Origin of the sequence: Pseudonocardia yunnanensis (genome assembly GCF_039534065.1) — a bacterium.
Classification (GTDB): domain Bacteria; phylum Actinomycetota; class Actinomycetes; order Mycobacteriales; family Pseudonocardiaceae; genus Pseudonocardia; species Pseudonocardia yunnanensis.
On record NZ_BAAAUS010000020.1, the window covers coordinates 63427 to 87624 of the forward strand.

The 24198-nt window shown below is 68.7% G+C and carries 20 protein-coding genes and 1 pseudogene; 12 read left to right on the top strand and 9 right to left on the bottom strand.

Annotated features, from left to right (window positions below):
• Window positions 1–386 precede the first annotated feature (386 nt).
• The 5 genes from ABD743_RS19105 (at window position 387) to ABD743_RS19125 (ending at window position 4597) form a co-directional block, all read left to right on the top strand.
• Entirely contained in the window at window positions 387–1067 is a 681-nt protein-coding gene (locus ABD743_RS19105) for a FadR/GntR family transcriptional regulator (RefSeq protein ID WP_344723465.1), read from the top strand.
• A gap of 62 nt (window positions 1068–1129) precedes the next feature.
• Window positions 1130–1525, top strand: a complete 396-nt coding sequence (locus ABD743_RS19110) for an alpha-hydroxy-acid oxidizing protein (protein WP_344723466.1) — start codon at window positions 1130–1132, stop codon at window positions 1523–1525.
• 1 nt (window position 1526) lies between these two features.
• A complete protein-coding gene (locus tag ABD743_RS19115; protein ID WP_344723468.1) occupies window positions 1527–2432 on the top strand; it encodes an ABC transporter substrate-binding protein in 906 nt (301 codons plus the stop codon).
• A gap of 307 nt (window positions 2433–2739) precedes the next feature.
• The gene (locus ABD743_RS19120; RefSeq protein ID WP_344723469.1) at window positions 2740–3390 is read left to right on the top strand and encodes a maleylpyruvate isomerase family mycothiol-dependent enzyme; all 651 of its coding nucleotides are present in this window, start codon (window positions 2740–2742) and stop codon (window positions 3388–3390) included.
• Window positions 3391–3610: 220 nt separating this feature from the next.
• Window positions 3611–4597, top strand: a complete 987-nt coding sequence (locus tag ABD743_RS19125; protein WP_344723470.1) for a methyltransferase — start codon at window positions 3611–3613, stop codon at window positions 4595–4597.
• A gap of 115 nt (window positions 4598–4712) precedes the next feature.
• Here ABD743_RS19125 and ABD743_RS19130 read toward each other — a convergent pair whose 3' ends face one another.
• The 6 genes from ABD743_RS19130 to ABD743_RS19155 all read right to left on the bottom strand — a co-directional run bounded on the left by ABD743_RS19130 (window position 4713) and on the right by ABD743_RS19155 (window position 11991).
• Window positions 4713–5042, bottom strand: coding sequence for a hypothetical protein (locus ABD743_RS19130; protein WP_344723471.1), 330 nt, complete (start codon window positions 5040–5042; stop codon window positions 4713–4715).
• 450 nt (window positions 5043–5492) lie between these two features.
• On the bottom strand, window positions 5493–6293 hold the full coding sequence (locus tag ABD743_RS19135) for a class I SAM-dependent DNA methyltransferase (protein ID WP_344723472.1): 801 nt from the start codon (window positions 6291–6293) through the stop codon (window positions 5493–5495).
• Between the two features lie 360 nt (window positions 6294–6653).
• Window positions 6654–7478, bottom strand: a complete 825-nt coding sequence (locus ABD743_RS19140) for a sigma-70 family RNA polymerase sigma factor (protein WP_344723473.1) — start codon at window positions 7476–7478, stop codon at window positions 6654–6656.
• A gap of 669 nt (window positions 7479–8147) precedes the next feature.
• Window positions 8148–10910: an AAA family ATPase gene (locus ABD743_RS19145; RefSeq protein WP_344723474.1), complete on the bottom strand. Its 2763-nt coding sequence runs from the start codon at window positions 10908–10910 to the stop codon at window positions 8148–8150.
• Window positions 10911–11269: 359 nt separating this feature from the next.
• Window positions 11270–11734: a hypothetical protein gene (locus ABD743_RS19150; RefSeq protein WP_344723475.1), complete on the bottom strand. Its 465-nt coding sequence runs from the start codon at window positions 11732–11734 to the stop codon at window positions 11270–11272.
• Window positions 11731–11991: a hypothetical protein gene (locus ABD743_RS19155; RefSeq protein WP_344723476.1), complete on the bottom strand. Its 261-nt coding sequence runs from the start codon at window positions 11989–11991 to the stop codon at window positions 11731–11733. The genes ABD743_RS19150 and ABD743_RS19155 overlap by 4 nt, the downstream gene beginning before the upstream one ends.
• A gap of 261 nt (window positions 11992–12252) precedes the next feature.
• On the opposite strand from ABD743_RS19155, the gene ABD743_RS19160 reads away from it, so the two are divergent.
• Window positions 12253–13224 carry a helix-turn-helix transcriptional regulator gene (locus ABD743_RS19160; protein ID WP_379659136.1) on the top strand — a complete coding sequence of 324 codons (972 nt, stop codon included), beginning with the start codon at window positions 12253–12255 and terminating at the stop codon, window positions 13222–13224.
• A 226-nt stretch (window positions 13225–13450) separates the two neighbouring features.
• Here the strand turns inward: ABD743_RS19160 and ABD743_RS19165 are convergent, their stop codons facing one another.
• Together ABD743_RS19165 and ABD743_RS44515 are read right to left on the bottom strand one after the other, a co-directional pair.
• Window positions 13451–13882: a hypothetical protein gene (locus ABD743_RS19165; protein WP_344723478.1), complete on the bottom strand. Its 432-nt coding sequence runs from the start codon at window positions 13880–13882 to the stop codon at window positions 13451–13453.
• A gap of 40 nt (window positions 13883–13922) precedes the next feature.
• Window positions 13923–14315: pseudogene (locus ABD743_RS44515) on the bottom strand (N-acetylmuramoyl-L-alanine amidase); the annotation flags it as partial.
• Between the two features lie 365 nt (window positions 14316–14680).
• Between ABD743_RS44515 and ABD743_RS19170 the strand changes: the two are divergent.
• A complete protein-coding gene (locus ABD743_RS19170; RefSeq protein WP_344723480.1) occupies window positions 14681–15325 on the top strand; it encodes a hypothetical protein in 645 nt (214 codons plus the stop codon).
• Window positions 15326–15414: 89 nt separating this feature from the next.
• On the opposite strand, the gene ABD743_RS19175 is transcribed toward ABD743_RS19170, so the two are convergent.
• A complete protein-coding gene (locus tag ABD743_RS19175; RefSeq protein WP_344723481.1) occupies window positions 15415–15891 on the bottom strand; it encodes a hypothetical protein in 477 nt (158 codons plus the stop codon).
• 9 nt (window positions 15892–15900) lie between these two features.
• Between ABD743_RS19175 and ABD743_RS19180 the strand changes: the two genes are divergently transcribed.
• From ABD743_RS19180 to ABD743_RS19200, 5 genes are all read left to right on the top strand, one after another.
• Complete coding sequence (locus ABD743_RS19180; RefSeq protein ID WP_344723482.1) at window positions 15901–18363, top strand: helix-turn-helix transcriptional regulator; 2463 nt, start codon at window positions 15901–15903, stop codon at window positions 18361–18363.
• 75 nt (window positions 18364–18438) lie between these two features.
• Window positions 18439–19104, top strand: a complete 666-nt coding sequence (locus ABD743_RS19185) for a nitroreductase (RefSeq protein ID WP_344723595.1) — start codon at window positions 18439–18441, stop codon at window positions 19102–19104.
• Window positions 19105–19373: 269 nt separating this feature from the next.
• Complete coding sequence (locus ABD743_RS19190) at window positions 19374–19733, top strand: cupin domain-containing protein (RefSeq protein WP_379659138.1); 360 nt, start codon at window positions 19374–19376, stop codon at window positions 19731–19733.
• Window positions 19734–19984: 251 nt separating this feature from the next.
• On the top strand, window positions 19985–22699 hold the full coding sequence (locus ABD743_RS19195; protein ID WP_344723483.1) for a helix-turn-helix transcriptional regulator: 2715 nt from the start codon (window positions 19985–19987) through the stop codon (window positions 22697–22699).
• Window positions 22700–22928: 229 nt separating this feature from the next.
• Window positions 22929–24167: an NAD(P)/FAD-dependent oxidoreductase gene (locus ABD743_RS19200; RefSeq protein ID WP_425566948.1), complete on the top strand. Its 1239-nt coding sequence runs from the start codon at window positions 22929–22931 to the stop codon at window positions 24165–24167.
• Window positions 24168–24198 lie beyond the last annotated feature (31 nt).

Genomic DNA, 24198 nt, shown 5'->3' on the forward strand with positions numbered 1-24198 from the left:
CCTTCGTCGATGGGTTCAGCCGAGGACGTGCTCCTCGAACTGCTCCTGGATCTGCTCGAACGCCTGATCGGCGAAATGACGAGCGTGAGATCCGAGTGCGACCTCTTTCGAGGCTCGCGTCGGCGGCCGATGATTGCTAGGGATCGAACGCCGCCGAGCGCTGCCTGAAGGTGCGCTGTGCGGCGAGCATGGTGTCGCGTCTGTGGCGTAACGACGGATCGGGTGCGTCGGGCATCGCGACTCCTCTCGACGTGGAACCCGACGGCGAGCGTGGGCCAGGGAGCCCCAGGGGAGTGACGGACGTTACGGCAGCGTAACATCTGGTCTGACCAGATTGGAAGGCCAACCTCCGGATTCCGATCCGGTCAGCGCGATAAGGAGACGCCGTGAAGGAGCAGCACGCCCTCGTGGCCGAGCTCGTCCCCTTCCTGCTTTCCCGGGGCTACGCCCGCAACGAACGGGCGCCTTCGGAACGGGAGCTCGCGGTGCGGTTCCAGACGAGCAGGCCTCAGGTTCGCGAGGCGCTGTCCGTGTTGGAGGCACTGCGCCTGATCGAGCGGCGTCCGAAGTCCGGCATCTATCTGACGACCGAGTCCGCCAGCATCGAGGCGCTGGCGCTGTTCGCCGAGCTGGGAATCCCGCTGTCGCGGGAGGAGCTCAACCAGACGGCAGAAGTGCGGCGCATCCAGGAGCTCGAGGCGGTCCGGCTGGCCTGCCGAAGGCACGACGACGCGAACATCGACGAGCTGCGGCGCTGTCTCGGCGAGTGGGACCGCGCCATCGCCGCGGGGGAGCCGGTCGGCGAGCTGGATCGCGACTTCCACTGCGGACTCGTCAAGGCCACCCAGAACATGGTGCTCCTGCGGCTGGTGAACATCTTCTATCTGATGACGAAGCGGCAGCGGGAGTACTACTTCCAGAACCGCGACCGGCGCAGGCAGTCGAACGCGGAACACCGGCGGATCTTCCAGGCCGTCCTCGATCGCGACGAGGAACGCGCCGTGCAGCTTCTCGACGCCCATCTGGTCAGCGCGGACAGCTACTGGAACGGACTGCTCCCGAGCTGAGCCGATCCCGATCCTGACGGCCCCGTTCGGCGCGGACGGGCTGTTCCATCCCGGGGGACACCGTGCCGTCGCTCAGGCCGGCGCGGCCGAGGGAGGCACCCACTCGGCTGTCGCGCGGCCAACCGGCGCGAGAGGTTCAACCCCGACCCGCCGGAGCCTCCGCCGCCCTCGTGTCCAACCACGGCGGACGCCAGTTCGACGGCGCACCCGCCGCACTCGACCAGCTGTCCGAGATCGCTGCCGTCATCGGAGTTTGCTCACATTGCGGTTCAGCGGAGCTGAGCCGAAGCGAATTGTTGGGAATGTGTCAGGACTGCGGGTGCCCGAAAACTCCTTTTCAGCTAGACTCGGAGGGCGAAGGTGACCTCTCGTTTCTGGCGCCGCGCGATTCCCGCGGTTGCTGCGTTTCTGCTGGTTTCGTCCCTTGTCATCGGGTGCGCTGCGGGGGCACAGGGTGACGTGAGGCCGCTTGCCGAGCGCGACAGCTATCACATCGGCCTGCTGCAGATCGCCCCGGCGGCCGTGATCGATGCAACGGTGCGCTCGTTCCAGGACGAGCTGTCCCGGTCGATGGCACCGAAGCCGGTCACGTTCGACGTGATCGATGCGCAGGGCGATCAGAGCCTCATCGCGAGGGCGGCGCGTGACCTCGCGGGCTCCACCGACGACGCCCTCGCGGTGATCGGGACGCCCGCCGTGATCGCGCTGGCCCGGCAGGAGACTCATCGGCCGGTCATCGCGATCGCCATGGGCGACCCGGTCGGCGCCGGCGTCGCGGAGAGCCTGGACAGGCCCGGCGGGAACGTCACCGGCAGCGTCGACTACGTCGACCCGGCGTGGCTCCTCGACCCGATCATGACGATCCGCCCGGCGCCGACCCGACTGGGCACCGTGTACGACCCGTCCAACCAGAACATGGTGGTGTGGATCGACGCCCTGCGCCGGGCTGTCGCTGTGCACCCCGGGCTCAAGTTGGTGGAGGCGACCATCTCGGGGCCTGCCGATGTCCCGAGCGCGGCCCGCAGCCTCGTCGGACGCGCCGACGCGGTGCTCGTCGGGCCGGACGCGGCGGTGTTGGCGGGCCTTCCGGCGGTTGGCTCCACGATCGGCGGGGCCGGCGTTCCGGTCTACGTGTCGAGCGGCGGCGCGAGCGTCGACGGCGTTCTCGCGAGCATTGGGCCGGACTATCCGGCCGTCGGTGTGCTGACCGGCCGGGTCGCGGCCACGGTCCTGCTCGGGACGCCGGTGGGTGAGGTCCCGTTCGGTCACCCGACCGGAGTGAAGTTCGTGATCAACAAGAAGACGATGGACGCGCTGGGTCTCAGCTTCCCGCCGGCCATCCTGGGCACGGCGACGGTGCGCTGATGGTCGAGTTCCTCCTGCTGGACACGCTGGTGTGCTCGCGGGACTGGTAGCCGCACTACCAGTCGACACTCCGTATTCGGACGAACGATGGGTGATGACAGCGGTCTTTTATTGCTGGACTGCAACACCCGGCAGTCGAGATCATCAACCTCACGGGCGGGTCCTACAGGCAGGAGGACCGACGCGAGGAGGCGGATCACTCGATGACACCCCAGGTTTCGACCGTTGCTACGTGCTTGCTGGTGGATCGAGATCGACATCGGGTTGACCGCCACATGGAAATCGTGGCCGCCATCGCGGTGATCGCGTGAGCACAGACGCCGTCTACATCGCCTCGGCCCGCGAGCGGCGCCGCATCGCCGACCTGATCGACGAGCTCGACGCCGATCAGCTGGGCTCGCCGAGCCTGTGCCAGGGCTGGACCGTCCGCATGGTTGCTGCCCACCTCGTCGCAGCAGCCACCCCATCGAAGCTGTCGTTCGTCGGCGAACTGCTTCGCCATCGCGGTGATGCGCACGCGACCAACGACACCATCGCGCGGCGGATCGCGGCTGAGCCCGCCGGCGAGCTCGCCACGCGCCTACGCCGTCATGCGGACAGCCGGTTCGCGCCGCCCTTCGTGGGCGCGCGGGGGCCGCTGACCGACGTGCTCGTCCACGGCGGCGACATGCGCCTTCCCCTCGGCCTACCCCACACGCCCGATCCCGCGCACGTCCGTCCCGCACTGGAGTTCGTCACCACGGGGCGCCCGGTCGGCTTCGTGCCCCGAGGCCGACTGCGCGGGCTGCGGCTCGTGGCTACAGACCTGGAATGGACGTGGGGTGACGGCGCCACCGCCGAAGGCCGCGGCATCGACCTGCTGATGGCTGCCTGCGGACGCCACGCGGTCCTCGCGAACCTGACAGGCACGGGCGCCACGGTTCTGCGGGATCGCCTCTCGTCACCGAATCCGGCTTGACCAGGAATGATCTGCGGTGCTTGTGAAGCCGGCAGCACCGCCTCCGCGGTAACAGATTTCATGCGGGAGCTGCACTGGCCGAACGATGTGGATGAATCGGACCAAAAGAGCTGAGTTTTGTGTCGCAGATCAATAGACGGATCTGCGGGACGAGACTGAACGGCGTGCTACGAACATGGCCATGAATCAGATCGAAGAGGAACGTGTCCACCTTGCTTCGATGATGTGGGAATCCCACAAGCCGCTGGTTCTGTATGCCCTGGTCCGACTGGGTATTCCGGACCTGCTCGGCGACGGGCCGGCGAGCGCCGAACAACTCGCGGAGAGGTCGGGAACTCACGCGGCGTCGCTGAACCGCCTGCTCCGGGCTGCGATCACCACCGGCACCGTGAGGGTTGACGGTGTCCGCTTCGGGCTGACAACGCGTGGTGAGTTACTGCGCGCTGACGTGCCGGGCTCCATGCGCAACCCCCTCCTCTGGTACGGGTCAGGCGAGAAAATGCTCTCCTGGGGAAAGCTCGACGAGAGCGTCCGCACCGGACAGGACGCTTTCCGCCATGTCTTCGGTTGCGGCTTGTTCGAACACCTGTCGGAACACCCGGACAAAGAGGAGATCTTCAATGAGACGATGGCAGCCAACAGCGGCAGCATCGCACACGTCCTGAGCGGGATCCCGGAGATCGCCGGATCTGCTCGGCTGGCCGACGTGGGAGGGGGAAGCGGCGGCATACTCGCCGGCGTGCTCGCCGCGCACCCCCACATGCAGGGTGTGCTCTTCGATACCGAGTCCGGGTTGAGCGGCGCCGAGGCAACGGTCGCGGCGGCCGGGGTGCGCGAGCGCTGTGACATCGTGCCCGGCGACTTCTTCGAATCGGTTCCCGGCGGCTGCGATGCGTACCTCCTGAAGCACGTGATCCACAACTGGAGCGACGACGACGCCGTCACGATCCTGCGGCACTGCCGGGAGACCATGCCGCAGGACGCCGCGTTGTACCTGGTGGAGACGGTGGTCCCCGATGACCCTGCGGAGTTCGATGCGGTCACCATGATTCGAGATCTGAACATGCTGGTCCTGGTCACGGGCAGGGAGCGCACCAGAACCGACTTCGAGCAACTGCTCACCGCGGCCGGTCTGGAGTTGACCGGTGTCTCCCCACTGGCACGACCGGCGCACCGCTCCAGCTTGATCAGCGCCTCGGCGGCCTGAAACTCCGGCGCACCGGGTAGCGGGAGGGTGCTGTCCGGTGCACCGCACGACGAGGAGGTCCGTTACGGGGTCGTTCCCGAACTGCGGAAGGTCGGCCGCACCCCTCGGCATCCTCTCATCGGTCGCTGACGGGCAACCACGACCGGAGAAGTTCAGGATGGTGCCCCGCGTAGAAGTCGGCGATGAATTCGGTCAGAGCCTGCGGGTTGGGTACCGTCGTGAGGTTCTTCGACCAAATCTGAGTTGTCGTGGCGCTGACAAGTATCCGGACGCGGTTGGTGAATCCGCGGATGTATGTCGCGACGGGGCACGCGCCCTTGACGCGCGCACCCTTGACTCCTTTGCTCAGCAAGAACGCCGCCAACTCGTCGCCCGTTCGGAACCGCCCGAAGTCTTCAATGCTCTGCTTCGCGAGCTGCTCATCCGGAGTGAGTGTGCCGTTCACATCTGTGTCTTTTTCGTCGTGGCTCCTCAGACCGGTGCAAGGGCAGGATCTCGTCGACCCCTGCGGGACTGACCTGCCTACCGACCAGCTTGACACAGCCGCTGTCAGCATCACGGCGTCTGTGACCCATTGGGCGCCTGACGGCCGTTGGCGCTCGTCGAGGGAGCTTCCGGTCTGATTGCTCCACGCCGAGCCCATGAGGCCGGGATGTTCTCGGTGCCTCAGCCGCTGGTCGGAGCCTGACGACCGCTGATGCGTCGGCGCGCCGGCCGTGACGGCCTCGGGTACTCCATTAGGCCGTCGGCGTTCGTCCGCGCGCCGGCGCCGCTGCCGAGCGACCGAGGGCTGTCCGAGGGAGACGACGTGCTGCGGATCACCACGATGTCAAGATCCAGGGACGCCGTCCTTCGGGCCGACGGGCGCCCGGTGGAGGCGAGTGGCCAGAGCTGGTCAGCCGATCCAGGCTGCCGGGACATCGTCCGTCTTGCGTGCGACGAATGCGATGTACTCCAGCGGCTTGCCGTGCACCGACAGTCGATGCCGGTAGTGTTTTTCGGCCAGCGGCACGATTGTCTTCTCGGCGAGCATGCGTTGGATCAGCCGGCTGAAGCCGCTGGGGTCGTCGTCGCGGAGGAAGTCGTCCTTGATGGTGAACGCCAGCAGGCCCGGTGTCTCGATGAGGTTGAAGGCGCCGACGAAGGCCTCGGGCGGGATGTCGCCGAACCCGAGCGCGGCCACCGTGGTCATCGTGTTGAGGTCGGCGTGGACGAGGACGTCGTGTTGTTCGGGGGTGAGATCGGTGAGGTCGGCGACGAGGTAGTCGTCGTAGACGTCCGGGCGGTCGCGTCGGGTAGCGGCGGCTGCCTCTTCCAGGATGTCGACGCCGTGCACGGTGTCCACGCCCAGCGTGCGGATCTCCTCGCCGACCATGCCGTTGCCGGCGCCGACGTCGAGCACCCGCAGGTTCTCGGCCTTCATCGCGTGCTCGGCCAGCGCTGTGGCGAGCAGGTCGCGGACCAGGCGGGGGGAGACGCATTCGAGCATGTCGTAGAAGAGGCGTTCGTACATTCCGGGGATGTCGTAGATCCGGTGGTAGTCGTGGAATCGGATGCGGTCGCGCCGCCCGTCGACCAGCACTTCGCACCACTCCTCGTCCTGGTCGAGGAGCAGGTCGCCGTCGAGCTCGGGAAGAAATACCTCGAAATCCGCCGCCGATGTGACTTCCGGCAGGTCGACTCGGTCCGAGTTCATGATGGTCATAGCGCCTCCGAAGGCCTTCGCCGAGAAACAACGGAAGCGCGACCCGGGCGCCAGTCGAAGCGCTGCATTGGTCGTACTCGCGGCCACTCGCCACACATCCGTCTACTTGGATTGACCATACAACGGGGTCTGTGATCCGGCTGGCTCCGTAAGGCGCAAAGAAAATGTGGGCAACGGGGGCGGCTCCAGGAAGATCATCACAATTCTGTGAGAATCGACAAAGACACGGTCGGTCCGAGTGATGAAGATCACGAACGACTCGCGCCTATAGCAATGCTTGTCTAAAATGCGCCGATTTTCGTTACGAGCAGTCAGTTGTGGACCCGCAGTAGCAAGCGCGAGGGCACTGAATCATGCTTCCGTGAGAGGGGTATGTCCACCAGAACTCGCATGCAGCCGTCCGCCATGTGCGGGGCGCGGGCGAGCGGTGTCGTGTCTGTTGTGCCGATTGGGTTGCGGATGACGCCCTGCCGCGCCGGGCTGCTTCCCCATCGCGCTGTGCCCCGAAGCCGGCATCGGCGAACGACGCGTGTGCACGTGCCCACTACGGTCGCGGTAGGAATCGATGTCGTCGGTGAGCAGGCACGTGAGGCGCGCCATGTCACCGGCCTGTGCCGCGACGATGAAGGTGGCCAGCAGCCGCCCGCGTTCGTCCGGATCGACCGGAATGCGCCGCTGCTCGGCGAGATGCATCCGCGCTCGCCGCGCGAGTTGTCGCGCGTTGGACTCGCCGATGACGAGCGTGGTGGCGATCTCGCAGAACGGGTAGCCGAATGCCTCCCGCAGGATGTAGACGGCGCGTTCGATCGGTGACAACCGCTCGAGCAGGAGCCGGACGGCGAGTTCGAGCGCCTCGATCCGTTCTGCCCTCGACGGGGGTTCCTCGGCATCGGAAACACGCTCAGGCAGCCAGCGCCCGACCGAGACCTCGCGACGGGCGCGGGCCGACGTGGCTGCATTGAGCGCAAGCCGCGTCGTGATCGTCACGAGGAACCCGACTCGATCACGGACGCCCGCCCGGTCTGCGGCCTGCCAGCGGAGCCAGACTTCCTGGACGATGTCTTCGGCATCGGCCACGCCGCCGAGCATCCGGTACGCGATCCCGAAGAGGCGTGGACGAATGCCCTCGAAGTCCGCCACTGCTTCGGCCACCTCGGGCACGGACGGATCACCCACCCCCGCTCGCTCAGGCGTGACCACCGCCGGGACGAGCGGATGAGCAGACGTCGCCGCATCCTCCTTCGTGCCTGCCCTCGACGGACCCGAGTTCGCTACGACGCCGACGTCGGACAAGCGCATGAGGTTCCTATTCGTCAGGGCTCGGGCCCCGGGGAGCGGCTTTCCTCTCCGACCGAGGTGGTGACACCGCTACGGTCGTTTTGCGCGGGTTCCGATCGCGCCCGTCGAAGGTCCGGGCCTACCCCGGGCCAGGGGCCGCGGGGCACTGGTCGACGCACGCGACTCCGGGCAGCGTGCCCCCGGCGCGACATGGACACGTGACGCTGTTCGTACCCGCGCGGGACAGCGACGTGTGTCCATGTCGTGGGGCCGCAGGCACGGGGACGTGGGCGGTGCACCAGGGGGTCCCAGTGGCTCCCACTGGCGCGATCAGCACCTCGGTGAGGCGACGGTGATCCCGGTTGATGGGCGCTCGGCCCAGGCCTGTGTACCGGCGCCGGACGACCGACCGCCGCACGACATCAGGAGCCATTCCCAGGAAGGAGGGCGAGGTGGACTGGCGTTACCAAGGCCGGCGCCGCTCGTCGTGTCCCGCGTTGACGACGTCTGCGAGATCGCCGATCTCTGTGCCGCGGCCTCCGGCTCGAGCGGTGCCAGGCGGGTTCGTCAAACGGGGGCGGACGCCTGAACAGCGTCGGGCAGCACCCCGGCGAGCTCCTTGCGCGAGCTGACGCCCAGCTTCGTGAACACTTTGCGCAGATGCCATTCGACCGTGCGCGGACTGATGAACAGCTGGGCACCGATCTGCGAGTTCGTACGCTGACGTGCGGCGAGCCGGGCGATCTGCGCCTCCTGGGCCGTGAGGTCGTCGCGGGTCTCGACGGTGCGCTTGCGTGCCGTCTCTCCCGTGGCCAGCAGTTCGCGACGAGCCCGCTCGCCGAAGCCCTTGGCGCCCATGGCGGTGAACAGATCGTGCGCGGCCCGCAGATGCTCGCGCGCGTCGAGGCGTCGGCCCTCGCGGCGCAGCCATTCCCCGTAGAGCAGACGAGCCCGGGCGAGCTCCGCCCGGACCGCTGTGCGACCAAGCCGCTCGATCGCCTCCCGATAGAGCCGCTCCGCGGCGTCGCCCTCGCTCAACAACGCACGCGAACGTGACTCGACGCCGAGCGCCCAGTCGGTGCCGCTGGCCTGCGTCATCTCGGAGAGCCGCTCGAGCGCGTCGGCCGCGATGTCGGGGGCGCCGCTTCGGGCGGCCGACTCGATCAGCTCGACCAACCCCCAGTTCGCCGCGGCCAGTTCCTGTGGGCAGTCCCCGGCCGCTCGAGCCGGGACCAGCGCGTCCTCGTACCGGCCCAGGCCGTTCAAGAGCAGCGCGTGCGCCCACTGTGCTACGGCCGCCCCGATACCCTCACCACGGGCCACGACGTCGTTCATGCTGGCCTCGATCAGCGGGAGAGCGTGTTCTTCGCGGCCCTGCCACGCGGTGAACACCATTACTTCGTAGAGGGGACGCTCGCTCCCGAGCGCCTCCCTCACCGCTCTTGCCTCATCCACGACGGCCGTCGCCGCTTCCTGCTCGCCGGCGAACACGAGCATGATGATGCGTGAGTTGAGCGCGAGGAGGAGCTCGCTCAGGGCACCGGCATCGCGAGCGATCTTCACGAAGCGCGCGGGGAGGACGTTGAAGCTCTCGTCGTCCCACACATCCGCCGCGACGACCCCCGCGACCCAGAGGGACCGTAGGCCTTCCGCAACCGAGATCTCCTCGGTGCGATACGCCTGCAACGCTCGCCGGACGATCGGCAGCGCAGCCGAGTACCCATCCCTGACCAGGGAAGCCAGGCCCTCCAGCAGCAAGTCGCGCTTGCGGTTCTGAGCCGTCGTCGCCCGTGGTGCGGCAGCCGCCAACTCCGCCAGGTCTTCGGCGCGGGCGAAGCGGCCGGCGTACATCGCAGCAGAGAAGGCGTTCAGATATGTCTCACGGGCGAGCTCGATATCAAGCGGTTCGAGTCGCTTGGCGGCGGCGAGCAGCAGCCGGGGCGCCTCGTTGCCGCGGCGCGAGGCGTAGGCGACCTGGGCACGCAGCAGATCGATCCTCGCCCGCCCGAGATCGTCGAGCGGTCCTGCTTCGGCCGCCGCCAGCAGGTCCAGAGCCGGGTCGAACTCACCGGCTTGGAGTTTCGCCTGCGCCGCCGCCAGGACGCGGGCAGCGCGGTCCACCGGATCGGGGGTCAGCTCGGCCGCGCGCTCGTGGAAGGCCGCTGCCGCGGCGAATCCACCGCGGGCCTGGGCGCGATCTGCCGAGCGTTCGAGTTCGGTGGCGACCGCCTCGTCCGGATCCGTGCCGGCCTGTGCGCGGTGCCATGCCCGGCGGTCGGGATCGAGCTCAGCAGCCTCGGCCAGCGCGGCGTGCACCTCTTGCAACTCACGCACGCCGGCCGCCCGCCATGCCGCCGAGCGCACCAGCGGATGACGGAACCGCACACGGGCACCGAACTCGACCAGACCTGCCTCCGCGGCAGGCGCCGCCGCGCCCGGTGGGATACCGAGCCGCTCGGCCGCACCCCACAACACGGTGACGTCGCCGACCGGTTCGACCGCGGCCGCGAGGAGGAGCCGTCTGGTGTCGACCGGAAGCGGTTGGAGCCGTCGAAGGAACCCCTGCTCCATGCGACTCACCAGAGGCATCGAATTGGGCATCCCGAGCCCGAACGCCAGCTGCGCAGGCGTGCGCCCCCGGGGTAGCTCCAGCAACGCCAACGGATTGCCGCGAGCCTCGGCGATGATCTCGTCACGCACGGCCGAGTCGAGTGGGCCACGGAGTGCCGTCCGGAGCAACGCTCGGGCGTCCGCGTCACCCAAACCACGGACCAGCATCTCCGGCAACTGCCGGAACGCCTGATCATCAGCGGTCGTTCGGGTCGCGAAGACCAGAGCTACGGACTCCGCGAACAGACGGCGGGCGACGAATGCGAGCGCCTGCGCCGAGGCCTGGTCGAGCCACTGCGCGTCGTCGACGAGGCAGACCAGGGGTCGATCCTCGGCGACGTCGGACAGCAGGCTCAGCACGGCCAGGCCGATCAGGAACCGGTCGGGTGCGTTCCCGTCCCGCAGGCCGAACGCCGTTCCCAACGCGTCCTGTTGGGGGGCGGGAAGCCGACCGAGTCGGTCCAGGAATGGTGCGCAGAGCTGATGGAGCCCGGCGAACGCGAGCTCCATCTCGGACTCGACGCCGGTGGCTCGCGCGACGTGGCACTCGGCCGCGCTGCCCGCCACGTGATCCAACAAAGCGGTCTTGCCTATCCCGGCTTCGCCGCGAAGGACGAGCACTCGACTCTGCCCGGTGCGGACGCTCGTGATGAGCTGTTCCAGTGACTCGCACTCGCTGCGGCGGCCACGCAGGCTCGGCCCGCGATCACCCCTCGACATAGCCTCCGCCGCCGTTAGACAGGCCGTCAGTCTAACGACCACATCCCGTCCGACGACGAGATTCCGATCGAGGCAGGATCGCGCTGTGGCAATGGTCGGCGGGTGGGTCGAGGAGGTGCCGCACCGGCGGTTGCCTTCGCTGAAGAGGGCCGTTGCTTCAGAAGGCCACTACCCGTGAGGGCGTGATCGCCCATCAGCGCTCGGTGTCGCTCTCGTTGTCGTCCTCGACCGGCTCGGCCGGCTGGGGCTGGTCCGGCTGGTCGGGGTCGACCGGCTGCGGCTCCTGCGGGTTCGGCTCGGTTGCGGTCATGGCTCCTCCATGGGGTTGAGAGGGGTGGTGAGCGTCCGAGGCGCGCCGGTCAGCACGCGCGGACCGGCAGCGGGTTCGCCTCCCGCTGCGCGTCGGCGGCCGCGAGGATCGCGAGGTAGCGCTGATAAGCCGCCGTGAGCGCGGCTGCGTCGAGGTCATCGCGCGGCCGGAGAGCCGCGTCGAGGAGCTGGCGCTGACCCTCGCGCTCGCGCGCGCTGGCCACGTTGCGCTCGGTCAGGGCGGCGGCGAATTGGCGGTTGTATTCGTTCTGACAGGCCGCGATGTCGGCCTGCCGGTCGATGAAGGTCGCGCCGGTGAGAACGGAGAGCACGGCCAGGACCACCAGGAGCACGCCGACGAGCCGGCTCCCCAGGTGCCGGCGCCACCAGGACGGCGGGTTCTCGGCGCGGTGCATGGCAACCTCCGGTGCTTCGAGCCGGCCGGCGCGACCGAGGCAGTAGCCGACGACCAGGCCGGCGACGGTCCAGAACAGGGAGAGCAGGACGTAGGTCATGGCCGCTCCGGCGGTGGCGGCTCGCCCGGCTCGTCCGGCGGGGGTGGGGGCTTCACGATCCGGCCCAGGAGGCCGCCGACGCCGCGGTTGTCTCCGCCGCGGAGCGCCAGCGCACCCCCGACGATGGTCATGAAGACGAAGTTCAGCGTGCTGTCGGAGCGGTAGTCCGGCAGGAACGCGCTCGCCAGGAAGTTGCCGGCCGACACCAACGACACCAGGACCACGATGGCGTTCGCCAGCGGAGCCGGGAGCCTCACTCGTTCGTCTGTGGTTATATCTACTCGTACGCATGGGTCTCGGATGTGGTCTCCGTCCACCGTTTTCGCCGATTTCAGTAAGTGGATCATCGAGGTTAATTGAAGCTGATCAATGAGTGAACATTCCATTCAACGGCCGGTAGGCCGAGACCAGGTTGCTTAGGCGCGATCTCGCAGAGGCGGCAACGCACGCGGAGGTGTCGAGACGGAATGAGTGTACTTTCGGAACAAACCATCAGCGCAGATACCGAGATGCCCCGCTTGACCCGTTTCCCGGTGCTGCGCACGAAGAGCTTGGACGAGGCACGTGACGCCGTCACGCGTGTCTACCTCGACCACGAGCTGACCGCGCCGAACGACGCGCTCAACATGACGCTCAACGCCGTGTCGCTTCGGCTCTTCACGCTCGGATACCTGACGCACGAGTCCCGTGCGAAGGCCGTCATGCCCCCGACGGGGGACTGCTACCACCTCAGTCTCACCGTCGGCGGCCGCATCTACGCCGACCGCAGTGACGGCGACCGGGCCACCGCTCGCGCGCACAGCAGCGGCACCGTGCTTTCCCCTGAGCGGCAGCACGCCGTGCGCTGCTCACCCGACGCACAGCAGCTGATCCTGAAGATCCCTCGACTGAGCCTGGAGAACCACCTAGGCGACCTCCTGGGCCGCCGCGTCCACGAGGTGATCGACTTCGACTTCGGCATCGACCTGACAACAGGCCGGGGCAGCACCTTGCTGGCAGCGGTTGAGTTCCTGGCACGCGAGCTCGATCGGCCAGGAGGGCTCGCGGACATGCCCGTGGCCCGCGAGCAGCTCGAAGCGTTCGTCATGACGCAGCTGCTGCACACCGGCCGGCATCAGTTCGCCGACGAGCTGGCCGCACCGGCCGAACCGGTCCGGCACCGCCGGCTCGCACCGGTGTTGGACTACATCGAGCGACACGCCGACGAGCCGCTCACTCCACAGGAACTCGCTCGGGCCGGCTGTATGAGCGTGCGCACCCTGCACGCCACTTTTCAGCAGGCGCTGGGCGAGTCACCGATGAGCTACCTGCGCCGGATCAGGCTCGATCACGTCCGCGCCGAACTGCAGCGCAGCGACCCCTCCCTCGTGCGGGTCACCGACATTGCGATCAGATGGGGCTTCCTGCACCAAAGCCGCTTCGCCCAGCAATACCGCGAGCGCTTCGGCGAACTGCCACGGGAGACGCTGCGCACAAGCACCGGCGGATAGCCTCAACCAGGCCCAACCCGGACGCGACACCAGCGCCGGAACCGGTCAACCGCGACTTAACCGCACCCGCCCCGACCGGCCGTGGGCCGCCGACGCCACCCGGATCCCCTGCGGACAAGGCGCATTCTGGTTAGCTGCGGTCCGCGACGCGTTCTCCAACCGCATCGTCAGACGGCGGTGTTCGGACCGCTGCGACACCACGGTCTGATGCTGGGCGCGCTGAGCGTCACCGCGCCTTGCACACGAGCGCAGCCGCTGGCAACGCGCCGGCCGCCGACACGGTGCCCTCGATCGTCGCGAGCGCGCAGCCGGCCGGCACGTCGACAACACCCTTCGTGCTGTTCGCAACGCGCACATCTTCGAATCGGGACAGCACACGGCCGGCCGGGTCGAGCGTGGTGATCGTCATTGTCGAGTCGCCCCACGCCGAGCCGAACGTGATCCACGCGCGGTCGACGGCGACACTCCCGTCGCCGGCCTCGGCCATGAATGCGGCACGGAGAGTGCGTTCCGGGGTCACGGGTTCGTCGTCCTTCGGTGAGGTGGTGGATGTGGCCGGCGCCGCGCACAGCGCGGCCACGCGGGCGCGGAACGCGTCGAGATCCAGAAACGCCGGGTCGACCTTGCGGGTGGGCGCCCACTCGCGGTGCCCGAGCACCCGGTCGGCGCCGACGCCCCAGGTACTGGCACAGCGCGGCCACGCCGCGCGGGTATGCCTCGCGCTGGGCGGGGGTCCAGTCGTCCCGCGTGCCGACCGACTCGGCCTCGATGCCGATCAGGTAGCGATTGCCGTTGTTGCCTGGCACCCACCGGCAGGACCCGGAGCCGGCGTGCCAGGCCAGGCCGGCGGCGATCGGCACGCACGTGCCGTCGCGGGCGAGCATGAGCTGGGCGAGCGGGCCGGGTAGGTCGGCGCGGCCGTCGCGGACGGTCCGCAGGCTCGGCAGGTTGCCGGCGGCCGGGCCGGCGGTGTGGTGCAGGAGGACCCCGCACGGGGTGAACGCGCCCGGATGGCCGCGGGAGCGCCAGGCTGGGACCAACGACTCATCGACCCGGCATCCGCTGGCGCGTAGCGCGTCGGCAAACCACATTTCCGCCAATGCGAGCCCTTCCTTCGGGCAGGGGGAAGCGCGGGGCCGGCCGATGGCCGGACCCGTGTGAGGGCCGGGGGAAGCGCGGGCCGGCTGGCGGCCGGTCGCGTCGCGCGACACGCCGAGGCGTCGCGTCGCGCAATTCGATCTTCAGGGTTGGTGAAAGTGGCGATCACGCTGCGGTTATTGGCCGAGTAGGCCCGTCAGGCCCGTAATCATGTGATCACTGAGGGTTAAGCGAGCTGTAACACCAGAAGGAGGAATTGCGTTAGACCAGCGGCGCGGACAGATGGTCCGTGTGGAGGAAAGGGACGGGAAGACAAGTGATCGCGAAGCGCTTGGCAGTCGCCGCCGTTGGAGCCCTCGTGGCCCTGGGAACGGTCGGCGTCATGGCCGGTACTGCTGCGGCAGCGCCTTCGGCCGACGTGAAGACGGCGAGCAACGCCAAGTCGAAGTGTTACGACAACACCGAGTCGGCTTCGGTCGCGGTGTATGTCCTCAACACCGACAGGTCGCCGATCGACGTGCGTGTGACCACGCCGTTCGGTGAGAAGAAGATCAGCAAGATCGAGCCCGGAAAGGCGTTCTACAACGAGTTCGGCACCGGCAAGGGCAAGATCGCGGCTGGTCAGGCGACGGTCGCGGCCTACCGCTGGGACGGCGGCCTGAACCGGGGCTTCTACGCCAGCTTCTCGGTCAGCTACGGGGCGGTCTCGTGCACGCTGAACCCGCGGATCGAGGCCAAGGCCGTTGACACCGACCGCGATCGGAAGATCAATGAGGTGACGGTGAAGAACACCGGCGCCCACAGGATCTCGGTGCGGGTCACCATTCCGGGTGGCGTGAACCAGGCTCAGGACCTGGAGCCGGGCAAGACGATCACGGTGAAGAACAGGAACGACAACATCGTCGCCGGCCTGGTGACGGCGTACAAGTTCATCGACGGCAAGGGGTATTTCACGGCCGTGCCGGTGAGCACGCTCGCTCCCCGCAGCAACCGCATGCACTAGGCGTTGGTGGGCGGCGTTGATCGCCGCTGGGACGGCCCGGCTCGGGAGACCGAGTCGGGCCTTTCTCTATTTGGGGCGGCCTTGCCGGGCTACTCGTATTCGTGGTCTGCCGGCGCGGTGATACCGGGGCTCTCTGGCCGCGGGCACGGCGTGATGAAGCAGTCGTCGTTGAGCGCGTCGGCGAGCCTGGCGACGGCATGGTCATAGCAACACCCCGGTGTGGACTCCAGGACGAGCCACACCTTCTCGCAGCGCCGGCACACGATGTGCGCGATCTGCGATGGGTCCTGCGCGCCGATGGTGTCGGTTGATCCGCCGTTCTGGCCGGCGCGGAGCATGTTTTCGAACAGGTCGATCTGCCCCAGCCGCTCGCACTCCGCGTCGAGGACGGCGGCGCGGGTGGCGTCGTCAAGTCCGCATTGGCGGAGTACCTGGTGGAGAGCGCGGCAGGATGTCGGATCGCGCGGGCAGCCGGCGTCGAGTCCGAGATGGAGTTGGCGTTCGCCGGGTTGCACCAGCTGTGCGTGCCGATGATGAGTCATCTCGAATGCCTTCCCGGCCCGCAACGTGACGCGTTGGCCGTCGCGTTCGGTCTGAGCTCGGGGACCGCGCCGGACCGTTTCCTGGTCGGGTTGGCGGTACTCAGCCTGCCGGCCGAGATGGCCGAGGAGCAGCCGCTCGTCTGCGTGGTGGACGACGCTCAATGGCTCGATCGGGTCTCCGCGCAGACGCTGGCCTTCGTCGCACGACGGCTGCTGGCGGAGCGGGTGGCGTTGGTGTTCGCGGTGCGTGGACCGATGCACGGTCCGGCCGACGACCAGTTGGTGGGGCTGCCGGAGCTCGTGGTCCGGGGTCTGCGCGACGGGGATGCGCGTGCGCTTCTGGGTTCGGTGGTCCACGGGCGTATCGACAAGCGCGTCGAGGACAGGATCGTCGCCGAGACCCGCGGCAATCCGCTGGCCCTGCTGGAGTTGCCGCGGGGCTTGACGCCGGCGGAGCTGGCCGGTGGGTTCGGACGTCCTGACGCGCGGCCACTGGAGAGCCAGATCGAGCAGACTTTCCTGCGGCGTATCGGGTCGCTTCCGATCGCGACGCAACGGTTGCTGCTGGCGGCTGCCGCCGAGCCGGTGGGGGACGTGCCGTTGCTGAGGCGTGTCGCCGAGCGGCTCGCCATCGGGCCGGAGGCTGTGGTGGCGGCCGAGGCGGCCGGATTGATCGAGTTCGGAGCGCGCGTGCGGTTTCGTCATCCGCTGGTGCGCTCGGCGGCCTATCGCGCGGCGGCCCCCGGGGACCGCCAGGACGTGCATCGCGCGCTGGCGGAGGCGACCGACCCCGAGTCCGACCCGGATCGCCGAGCATGGCATCGGGCCCACGCGGCGGTGGAACCCGACGAGGCCGTGGCCGGCGAGTTGGAGCGCTCGGCCGACCGTGCCCAGGCCCGTGGCGGAATCGCGGCGGCGGCCGCGTTTCTGAGGCGTGCGGCCGAGCTGACGCCGGATCCGGCCGGGCGTGGAGCGCGAGCGTTGGCCGCGGCACGTGCCAGCCTCGAGGCCGGGGCCCCCGATGCAGCACTCGAACTGCTCGCCGCCGCGAAGATCGGCCCGTTGAACGATCTTCAGCGCGCGCAGCTGGCCCGGACCTGCTCCCAGATCGTCTTCGCCCGCATGCGCAACAGTGATGCTGTGCCGTTGCTGCTCCGTGCGGCCGACCGACTCGAACGACTCGACGCGGGACAGGCACGTGAGGCGTACCTGGAAGCACTCGGGGCAGCGGTCTTCGCCGGCCGCCTCGACGAACAGGGCGGATTGCGGGACGTGGCGGATGCCGCCCGCGCTGCCCCGCCGGGACCGCAGCCACCACGGCCGATGGATGTGCTCCTCGACGGCCTGGCCACGCGGTTCGGCGAGGGCTACGTCACGGGCGCGGCGCCGCTGCGGCGCGCTCTACAGGCTTTCCGGCAGGACGCCGGTCGTCACGAGGACGACAACATGCGGTGGCTCTGGCTGACGTGGCTGGTCGCGGGCGACGTGTGGGACGACGAGGCATGGCATGAGCTGACCACTCGCGCGGTCCGGCGGGCTCGCGACACCGGCGCGCTCAATGTCCTTCCCCTCGCCCTGGCCTACCGCGCCGTTGTGCATGTCCACGCCGGCGAATTCGCCGAAGCCTCTGCCTTGATCGAGGAGTCCGACGCGATCACGAAGGCGACGGGCAACGCGCCCCTGCGGTACGGCTCGCTGCTGTTCGTCGCCTGGCGCGGTGAAAGCGCCGAGGTGTCGGCGGTGATCCAGGCCGACGTCGATGAGGCGGCCGTCAGGGGCGAGGGACGCGCCATCGGGCTGGGCGACTACCTGATCGCGGTGCTGTACAACGGCCTCGGTCGGTACGACGTCGCCCTGGCGAGCGCCGAGCGGGCGTGCGAGCACGACGATCTGGGGGGACTCGGCTTCTCGCTCGCCGAGCTCGTCGAGGCCGGGGCCCTGGGCGATGCCCACGAGGTGGCTGCGACCGCCCTGCGGCGACTCGATGAGCGAGCCACCGCCAGCGGCACGGAGTGGGCGCTCGGCATTCTGGCTCGATCGAGAGCACTGCTCAGCGAGGGCCGCGCCGCCGAGGAGCTGTACCGCGAGGCCATCGAGCGTCTCGCGCGAACCCGGGTTGGCGTTCACCTCGCCCGCGCCGACCTGGTGTACGGCGAGTGGCTGCGTCGCGAGAACCGGCGCCTCGACGCGCGCGAACAACTGCGAACCGCCTACGAGATGCTCCACCGTTTCGGCGCCGAAGCGTTCGCGGAGCGCGCCCGCCGCGAACTCCTGGCAACCGGCGAGTCGGTACGCCGACGCATGGTGACACGTGAGGGCCTCACGGCGCAGGAGGCCCAGATCGCCCGACTCGCCGGCGATGGATTGACGAACTCCGAGATCGGCGCCGAGCTGTTCATCAGCCCACGTACCGTCGAATGGCACCTGCACAAGGTGTTCACCAAGCTGGCCGTCAACTCGCGCAGCCAACTCCGCGGCGCGTTGGCCGATACCTGACGGGCGCTCCCTGTCACATCCTCCGGTCCTCTCCTGTCCATCTGATGACACCTTGAGCAGATGGGGCAGGCGATCGTGGATGTCTATGAGGCGGTAACGAGCCGGCGGGCGGTGCGCGGATTCACCGACCGGCCTGTCCCCGCGGAGGTGCTGCAGCGCGTCCTGTCCGCCGCGGCCTGGGCGCCGTCCGGCTCGAACCTCCAGCCATGGCATGCCTACGTACTGACCGGAGGGCCGCTGGCCGAGGTCAAGAAGCGGGCCGGCGAGCGCATAGCCGCAGGCGACCCCTGGGACGAGCCGGAGTACGAGCAGTACCCGCCCGCGCTGAAGTCTCCCTACCGCCGGCGCCGAGAGGCCTTCGGCGAGCAGCGGTACGGCGCACTCGGGATTCCGCGTGAGGACGTGGAGGCGCGCCAGCGGGCCGCTTCCGCGAACTGGGACGCTTTCGGGGCGCCCGCCGCCCTGTTCTGCTACATCGACCGCGACATGTGCCGGCCCCAATGGTCCGACGTCGGCATGTTCCTACAGACCGTCATGCTCCTGCTCCGCGCCGAAGGGCTGCACAGTTGCCCACAGATGGCGTGGGCGAAGTTTCACAAGACCGTCGCAGAGATCCTGTCGCCCCCGGACGAGCTCATCCTGTTCTGCGGCATGTCGATCGGGTTCGAAGACGTCACGGTGCATCACCCTCGTACGGGCCGGGCGCCGCTCGACGAGACGGTCACGTTCATCGAGGGCTAGCCGGGGATGGCGCCCCGGGCGGCTGTCCGGTCGCTGCTGCCGCGGAGGACCGTCGAAGACGCTCACTTCCCACGATCTCGGTCCGCCTGACGGGACCCGGGGTGATTCCAGGGGTCACCACAGGTCCACCTGGGCACGTGGCGCGGGATGATGAGGGTCGGCGGGAGACGCCCGGGCTGCGCAATAGCGACGCTGTGACGGTGGCCTGGCTGGAAGGGCGATAGTCGTCGACCGCCGTATGCGGCGATTGCCACATCCTAGGGAGAATAATGTCCAAGTTCACGTCCGTCGACGAGCGTCAGTGGATCCATGAGGATTTGGTGGGGCACGCCATTGATCGGTGCACCTTGTGGCATGACGACGAAATCTCGTTCTCCTTCGTGAAGATGCCGGCGAACTACGATCTCAGCTTGCACAAGCACGAGTCGTGGGTCGCTGTCTACCTCGTCGAAGGAACCATGAAGTGGGAAAGTGGCGGTGAGGAGCGCAAGGTCGGCGCGGGTGACTTCTACTTCGTCCCCGACGGCGAGGAGCACGTGGAGACCTCGATCGACGAGTGCCTGGTGATGATCATCAAGGCGGAGCCCAACGTGCAGTACCGGATCGACCCTGCGGGCAATCGGATGTAGGCGGCGACGTTTTGGCCGGTTTGCCCAACCGGTCTCTGTGGGACGAGCCCGAAAATCGCCAGGGGTATTGTTGGCGGGATCGGATGTGACTTGGTCGGAGCGGTGTCGTCGTCGAACGTCCTAGAGGGCGGTCGGCCCGGATGCGAATCGCCGTCGGCAGTGCGAAGTATCGTGAACGTGCTGTTTCGAGTCGAAATGGCCCGGCGTGTTGCTTCTCGGGCGCATCAAAGCGGGTGTGAGGACGTCCTGAGGTGAAGCGGCGTCTGGTGTTGCGGGGCCGCCACGCTGAGTGTGAGGCACTCGAGCGGCTGCTCAAGGCGGTTCGAGCGGGGGAGAGCCGTGCGCTGGTGGTCTGCGGCGAGGCCGGCGTGGGCAAGACGTCCTTGCTGGAGTACCTGGTCGAGCGTGCCCCGGGGTGTCGAGTGGCGCGGGCTGCAGGAGTGCAGTCGGAGATGGAACTGCCCTTCGCCGGTCTCCACCAGTTGTGCGTGCCGATGCTGGCGAGCCTGCCGCGGCTGCCCGCACCTCAGCGCGACGCCCTGGTCACCGCGTTCGGGTTGAGCGCCGGACCGGCGCCGGACCGGTTCCTCGTCGGGCTGGCCGTGCTCGGTCTGCTGGCCGAGGTCGCAGCCGAGCGGCCGCTGATCTGCGTGATCGACGACGCGCACTGGCTCGATCACGCATCCGCGCAGGCGCTGGCCTTCGCCGCGCGCAGGCTGCGAGCCGAATCCGTCGCTCTGCTCATCGCGGCCCGCACAACCGAGGCGGCCGAGGAGTGGTCCGGACTACCGCAACTGGTCCTCGCCGGTCTCTCCGACGACGAGGCGCGGGCATTGCTGAACTCCGCAGTGCCCGGGGTCGTGGACGAACGGATTCTCGACCGGATCGTCGCCGAGACCAGGGGCAACCCGCTGGCCTTGCTCGAGTTACCTCGCGGGATGACCCCCGCCGAACTGGCCGGCGGGTTCGGGTCACCGCGCGCGACCGCGCTTCCCCAGCAGATCGAGGACAGCTTCCGGCGGCAGCTGACTCCGTTGCCAGCCGACACGAGAAGGCTGCTGCTGGTCGCAGCGGCTGAGCCGGTGGGGGATCCGGTTCTGGTGTGGCGAGCGGCCCAGGGTCGCGGCATCACGGTTGCGGCGGCGATGCCGGCGGCCGGGCTCGTGGAGATCGCGGCGCAGGTGCGGTTCCGGCATCCGCTGGTGCGCGCGGCGATCTACGACGCCGCCACCCCGCAAGAGCGACAGCATGTACACCGCGCTCTGGCGGACGCCACCGACCCCGAGGCGGAGCCCGACCGCCGGGCGTGGCACAAGGCGCAGTCAGCACCGGGGCCCGACGAGGACGTCGCCGCCGACCTCGAACAATCGGCCGGACGTGCACGCGCCCGTGGCGGACTGGCTGCCACAGCCGCATTCCTGGCGCGGGCCGTCGAGCTGACTCCCGACCCGCAACGTCGGGCCGAACGCGCGCTGGCCGCGGCGAAGGCCACACACCAGGCCGGACCATCCGACACGGCCTTGAACCTGCTCTCGATCGCCGAAGCCGGTCCGCTGGATGAACTCGCCCGCACCCACGTGCAACACCTACGCGGGCAGATCGTCTTCGCTCGGCATCGCGGCCGCGAGGCACCTCCGTTGCTGCTCCAGGCCGCCCGCCGGCTCGAGCCGCTCGACGTACGGCTGGCTCGTGAGACCTACCTCGACGCCCTGCTGGCCGCCAGGTTCGCCGGTGCGTTGGGCCATGGCGACAGCGTGCGCGAGGTGGCCCACGCTGCGGCCGGCGCGCCCCCGGCGCCGCACCCCCCACGAGCAGCCGACCTGCTCCTCGACGCACTGGCCGTGCGATACACCGACGGATATGCCGCTGCGGCACCGATGACGACGCGGGCGCTGCGCGCCTTCTGCGACGCCCACATCTCCGGCGAGGAAGGACTACGCCGGTTCCACCTCGTCTGCATGACCGCGATGGACCTGTGGGACCACGAGACCTGGTACCTGCTCTCCAGCCGGTTGCTTCGACTGGCCGAGGCCGGCGCACTCACCACGCTGCACCTGGCCCTCGCCGCACGCAGCCTCGCGCACACGTACGCCGGTCAACTTCCCGAGGCTGCGGCGCTGGCCGAGGAACAGGAGACGCTCACCGAAGCGACCGGAAGCCGCCACACGTCCCACAGCGCTCTGATGCGCGTCGCCTGGCAGGGCCGCGAAGCCGAGACAGCTCAGCTGATCGACGACATCACGGCGAAGGCACTGACGCGTGGCGAAGGATTCTCGCTGACCATTGTCGGCTGGGCGCAGGCGTTGCTCTGCAACGGCCTCGGTCGCTACGAGGACGCGCTGACCGCGGCCCGGCAGGCCCGCGAACAGACGGCTGAAGGTGCCGCCGCCTGGGAGGCCCTCGTCGAGCTCATCGAAGCAGCCACCCGCAGCGGTGAAACGGAAGCGGCGGCTGACGCCTTCACGCTGCTCTCGCAGATGACCCGTGCGAGTGGCACCGACTGGGCGCTGGGCATCGAGGCCCGTTCCTGTGCCCTGCTGAGCACCGGGCACGCAGCCGAGACCGCTTACCTGGAGGCGATCGACCGGTTCGGCCGCACTCGCATCCGGGGCGAACTCGCCCGTGCCCACCTGCTCTACGGCGAATGGCTCCGCCGTGAGCGCCGCCGCCTCGATGCCCGCGAGCAACTGCTCACCGCCCATGAGATGTTCGCGGCGATGGGGATGGAGGCGTTCGCCCAGCGCGCCACCCGTGAGCTTCAGGCTGCCGGCGGAACCGCCCGCCAACGCCCCATCGAGTCCCACACCGAGCTCACGATCCAGGAGGCGCAGATCGCACGCCTGGTCCGAGAAGGCCTCACGAACAACGAGATCAGCGTCCGGCTGATCATCAGCCCGCGTACCGTCGAATGGCATCTCAGCAGGATCTTCAGCAAGCTGAACATCACCTCGCGTCGGCAGCTGTGACACCTGATCCGATGGGCCGTTGCACGGCGACACGGCACGGAGCGGTTACGACGACGCCGGCGCGGTCATGGCTACGCTCGTGGACGTCGGCATCGACCACGACGACGTGGTGGAGAAGCTCGCGCACGACGGCCTGGCCACCCTCCAGACGTCCTGGGCCGCGCTCACGGAGACCCTTGAGCCGACGGTCGCGGCCGCGAAATGCAGCGGCGGAGATGAGGACGATCCGATGACTGATCCACGAACGTTCGCCATCGTCGGCGCCGGACTCGCTGGAGCGAAGGCTGCCGAAGCGCTGCGCGTCGAAGGGTTCGACGGACGCATCGTCCTGCTCGGGGCCGAGTCGCACCGGCCCTACGAGCGGCCACCTCTGTCCAAGGGCTATCTCCAGGGCAACGCCGACCGCGACAGCGCCTACGTGCACCCGGCGGAGTGGTACCCCGAGCATCGGGTCGAGCTCCGTGTCGACACCACCGTCACCGAGATCGACCGCCGCGCCCACGAACTGGTCATCGGCGACGGGAGCCGGCTGGCCTACGACAAGCTGCTCCTGACCACCGGCGCCACACCACGCCGCCTCCCGGTACCTGGCGCCGACCTCGACGGCGTGCACTACCTGCGCGACTTCGGTGACAGCGACCGCCTCAAGGCTGCGTTTCGCCCCGACGCCGGCGTCGTGATCGTCGGAGCGGGATGGATCGGCCTGGAAACCGCGGCCGCTGCCCGCACAGCAGGCGCCGACGTCACTGTGCTCGAGCACGCCGAACTGCCGCTGCTGCGCGTCCTGGGACGGGAGATGGCCACGGTGTTCGCCGACCTGCACCGTGACCACGGCGTCGACCTGCGCTTCAGCGTCAGCGTCAGCGCCATCCAGCCGAGTGCCGAGAACCCGTCGAGTGCCGGTTCCGTGTTGCTCGCCGACGGCACCGAAATCGCGGCCGACGTCGTCGTGGTCGGCATCGGGGTCACCCCGAACGTCGAACTGGCACGATCCTGCGGTCTGAACGTCGACGACGGCATCCTCGTCGACAGCCACCTTGTCAGTTCCGACGAGGACATCCTCGCCGCGGGCGACGTCGCAAACGCATACCACCTGCTGTTGTGCAGGCAGATCCGCGTCGAGCACTGGGCCAACGCGCTGCACCAGCCGGCAGTCGCTGCCAAGACGATGCTGGGCGAAACGGCTTCGTACGACCGGCTGCCGTACTTCTTCACCGACCAGTACGACCTCGGAATGGAGTACACCGGGTACACCGATCCCGACGGCCAGGATGAGCTCGTGATCCGAGGCGACACGACAGCCCGTGAGTTCATCGCGTTCTGGCTGAAGGACGGACGTCTCACGGCCGCGATGAACGTCAACATATGGGACGTGACGGAGCCGATCCGAGAGCTGATCCGATCCGGTGCGCAGGTCGACGTGAGCCGGCTCGCCGACCCCGACGCCCCGCTGTCGCCGAGCCCGTAGAACCTCACCCGCCAGCGGCGGGAGCCGAGGC

What these genes read in the sequence shown, in the direction of transcription:
- ABD743_RS19145 (WP_344723474.1), bottom strand. Translation starts at nt 10,910, where the DNA reads ATGTCGAGGGGTGATCGCGGGCCGAGCCTGCGTGGCCGCCGCAGCGAG.
- ABD743_RS19150 (WP_344723475.1), bottom strand. Translation starts at nt 11,734, where the DNA reads ATGACCTACGTCCTGCTCTCCCTGTTCTGGACCGTCGCCGGCCTGGTC.
- ABD743_RS19200 (WP_425566948.1), top strand. Translation starts at nt 22,929, where the DNA reads ATGACTGATCCACGAACGTTCGCCATCGTCGGCGCCGGACTCGCTGGA.
- ABD743_RS19135 (WP_344723472.1), bottom strand. Translation starts at nt 6,293, where the DNA reads ATGAACTCGGACCGAGTCGACCTGCCGGAAGTCACATCGGCGGCGGAT.
- ABD743_RS19125 (WP_344723470.1), top strand. Translation starts at nt 3,611, where the DNA reads ATGATGTGGGAATCCCACAAGCCGCTGGTTCTGTATGCCCTGGTCCGA.
- ABD743_RS19190 (WP_379659138.1), top strand. Translation starts at nt 19,374, where the DNA reads ATGTCCAAGTTCACGTCCGTCGACGAGCGTCAGTGGATCCATGAGGAT.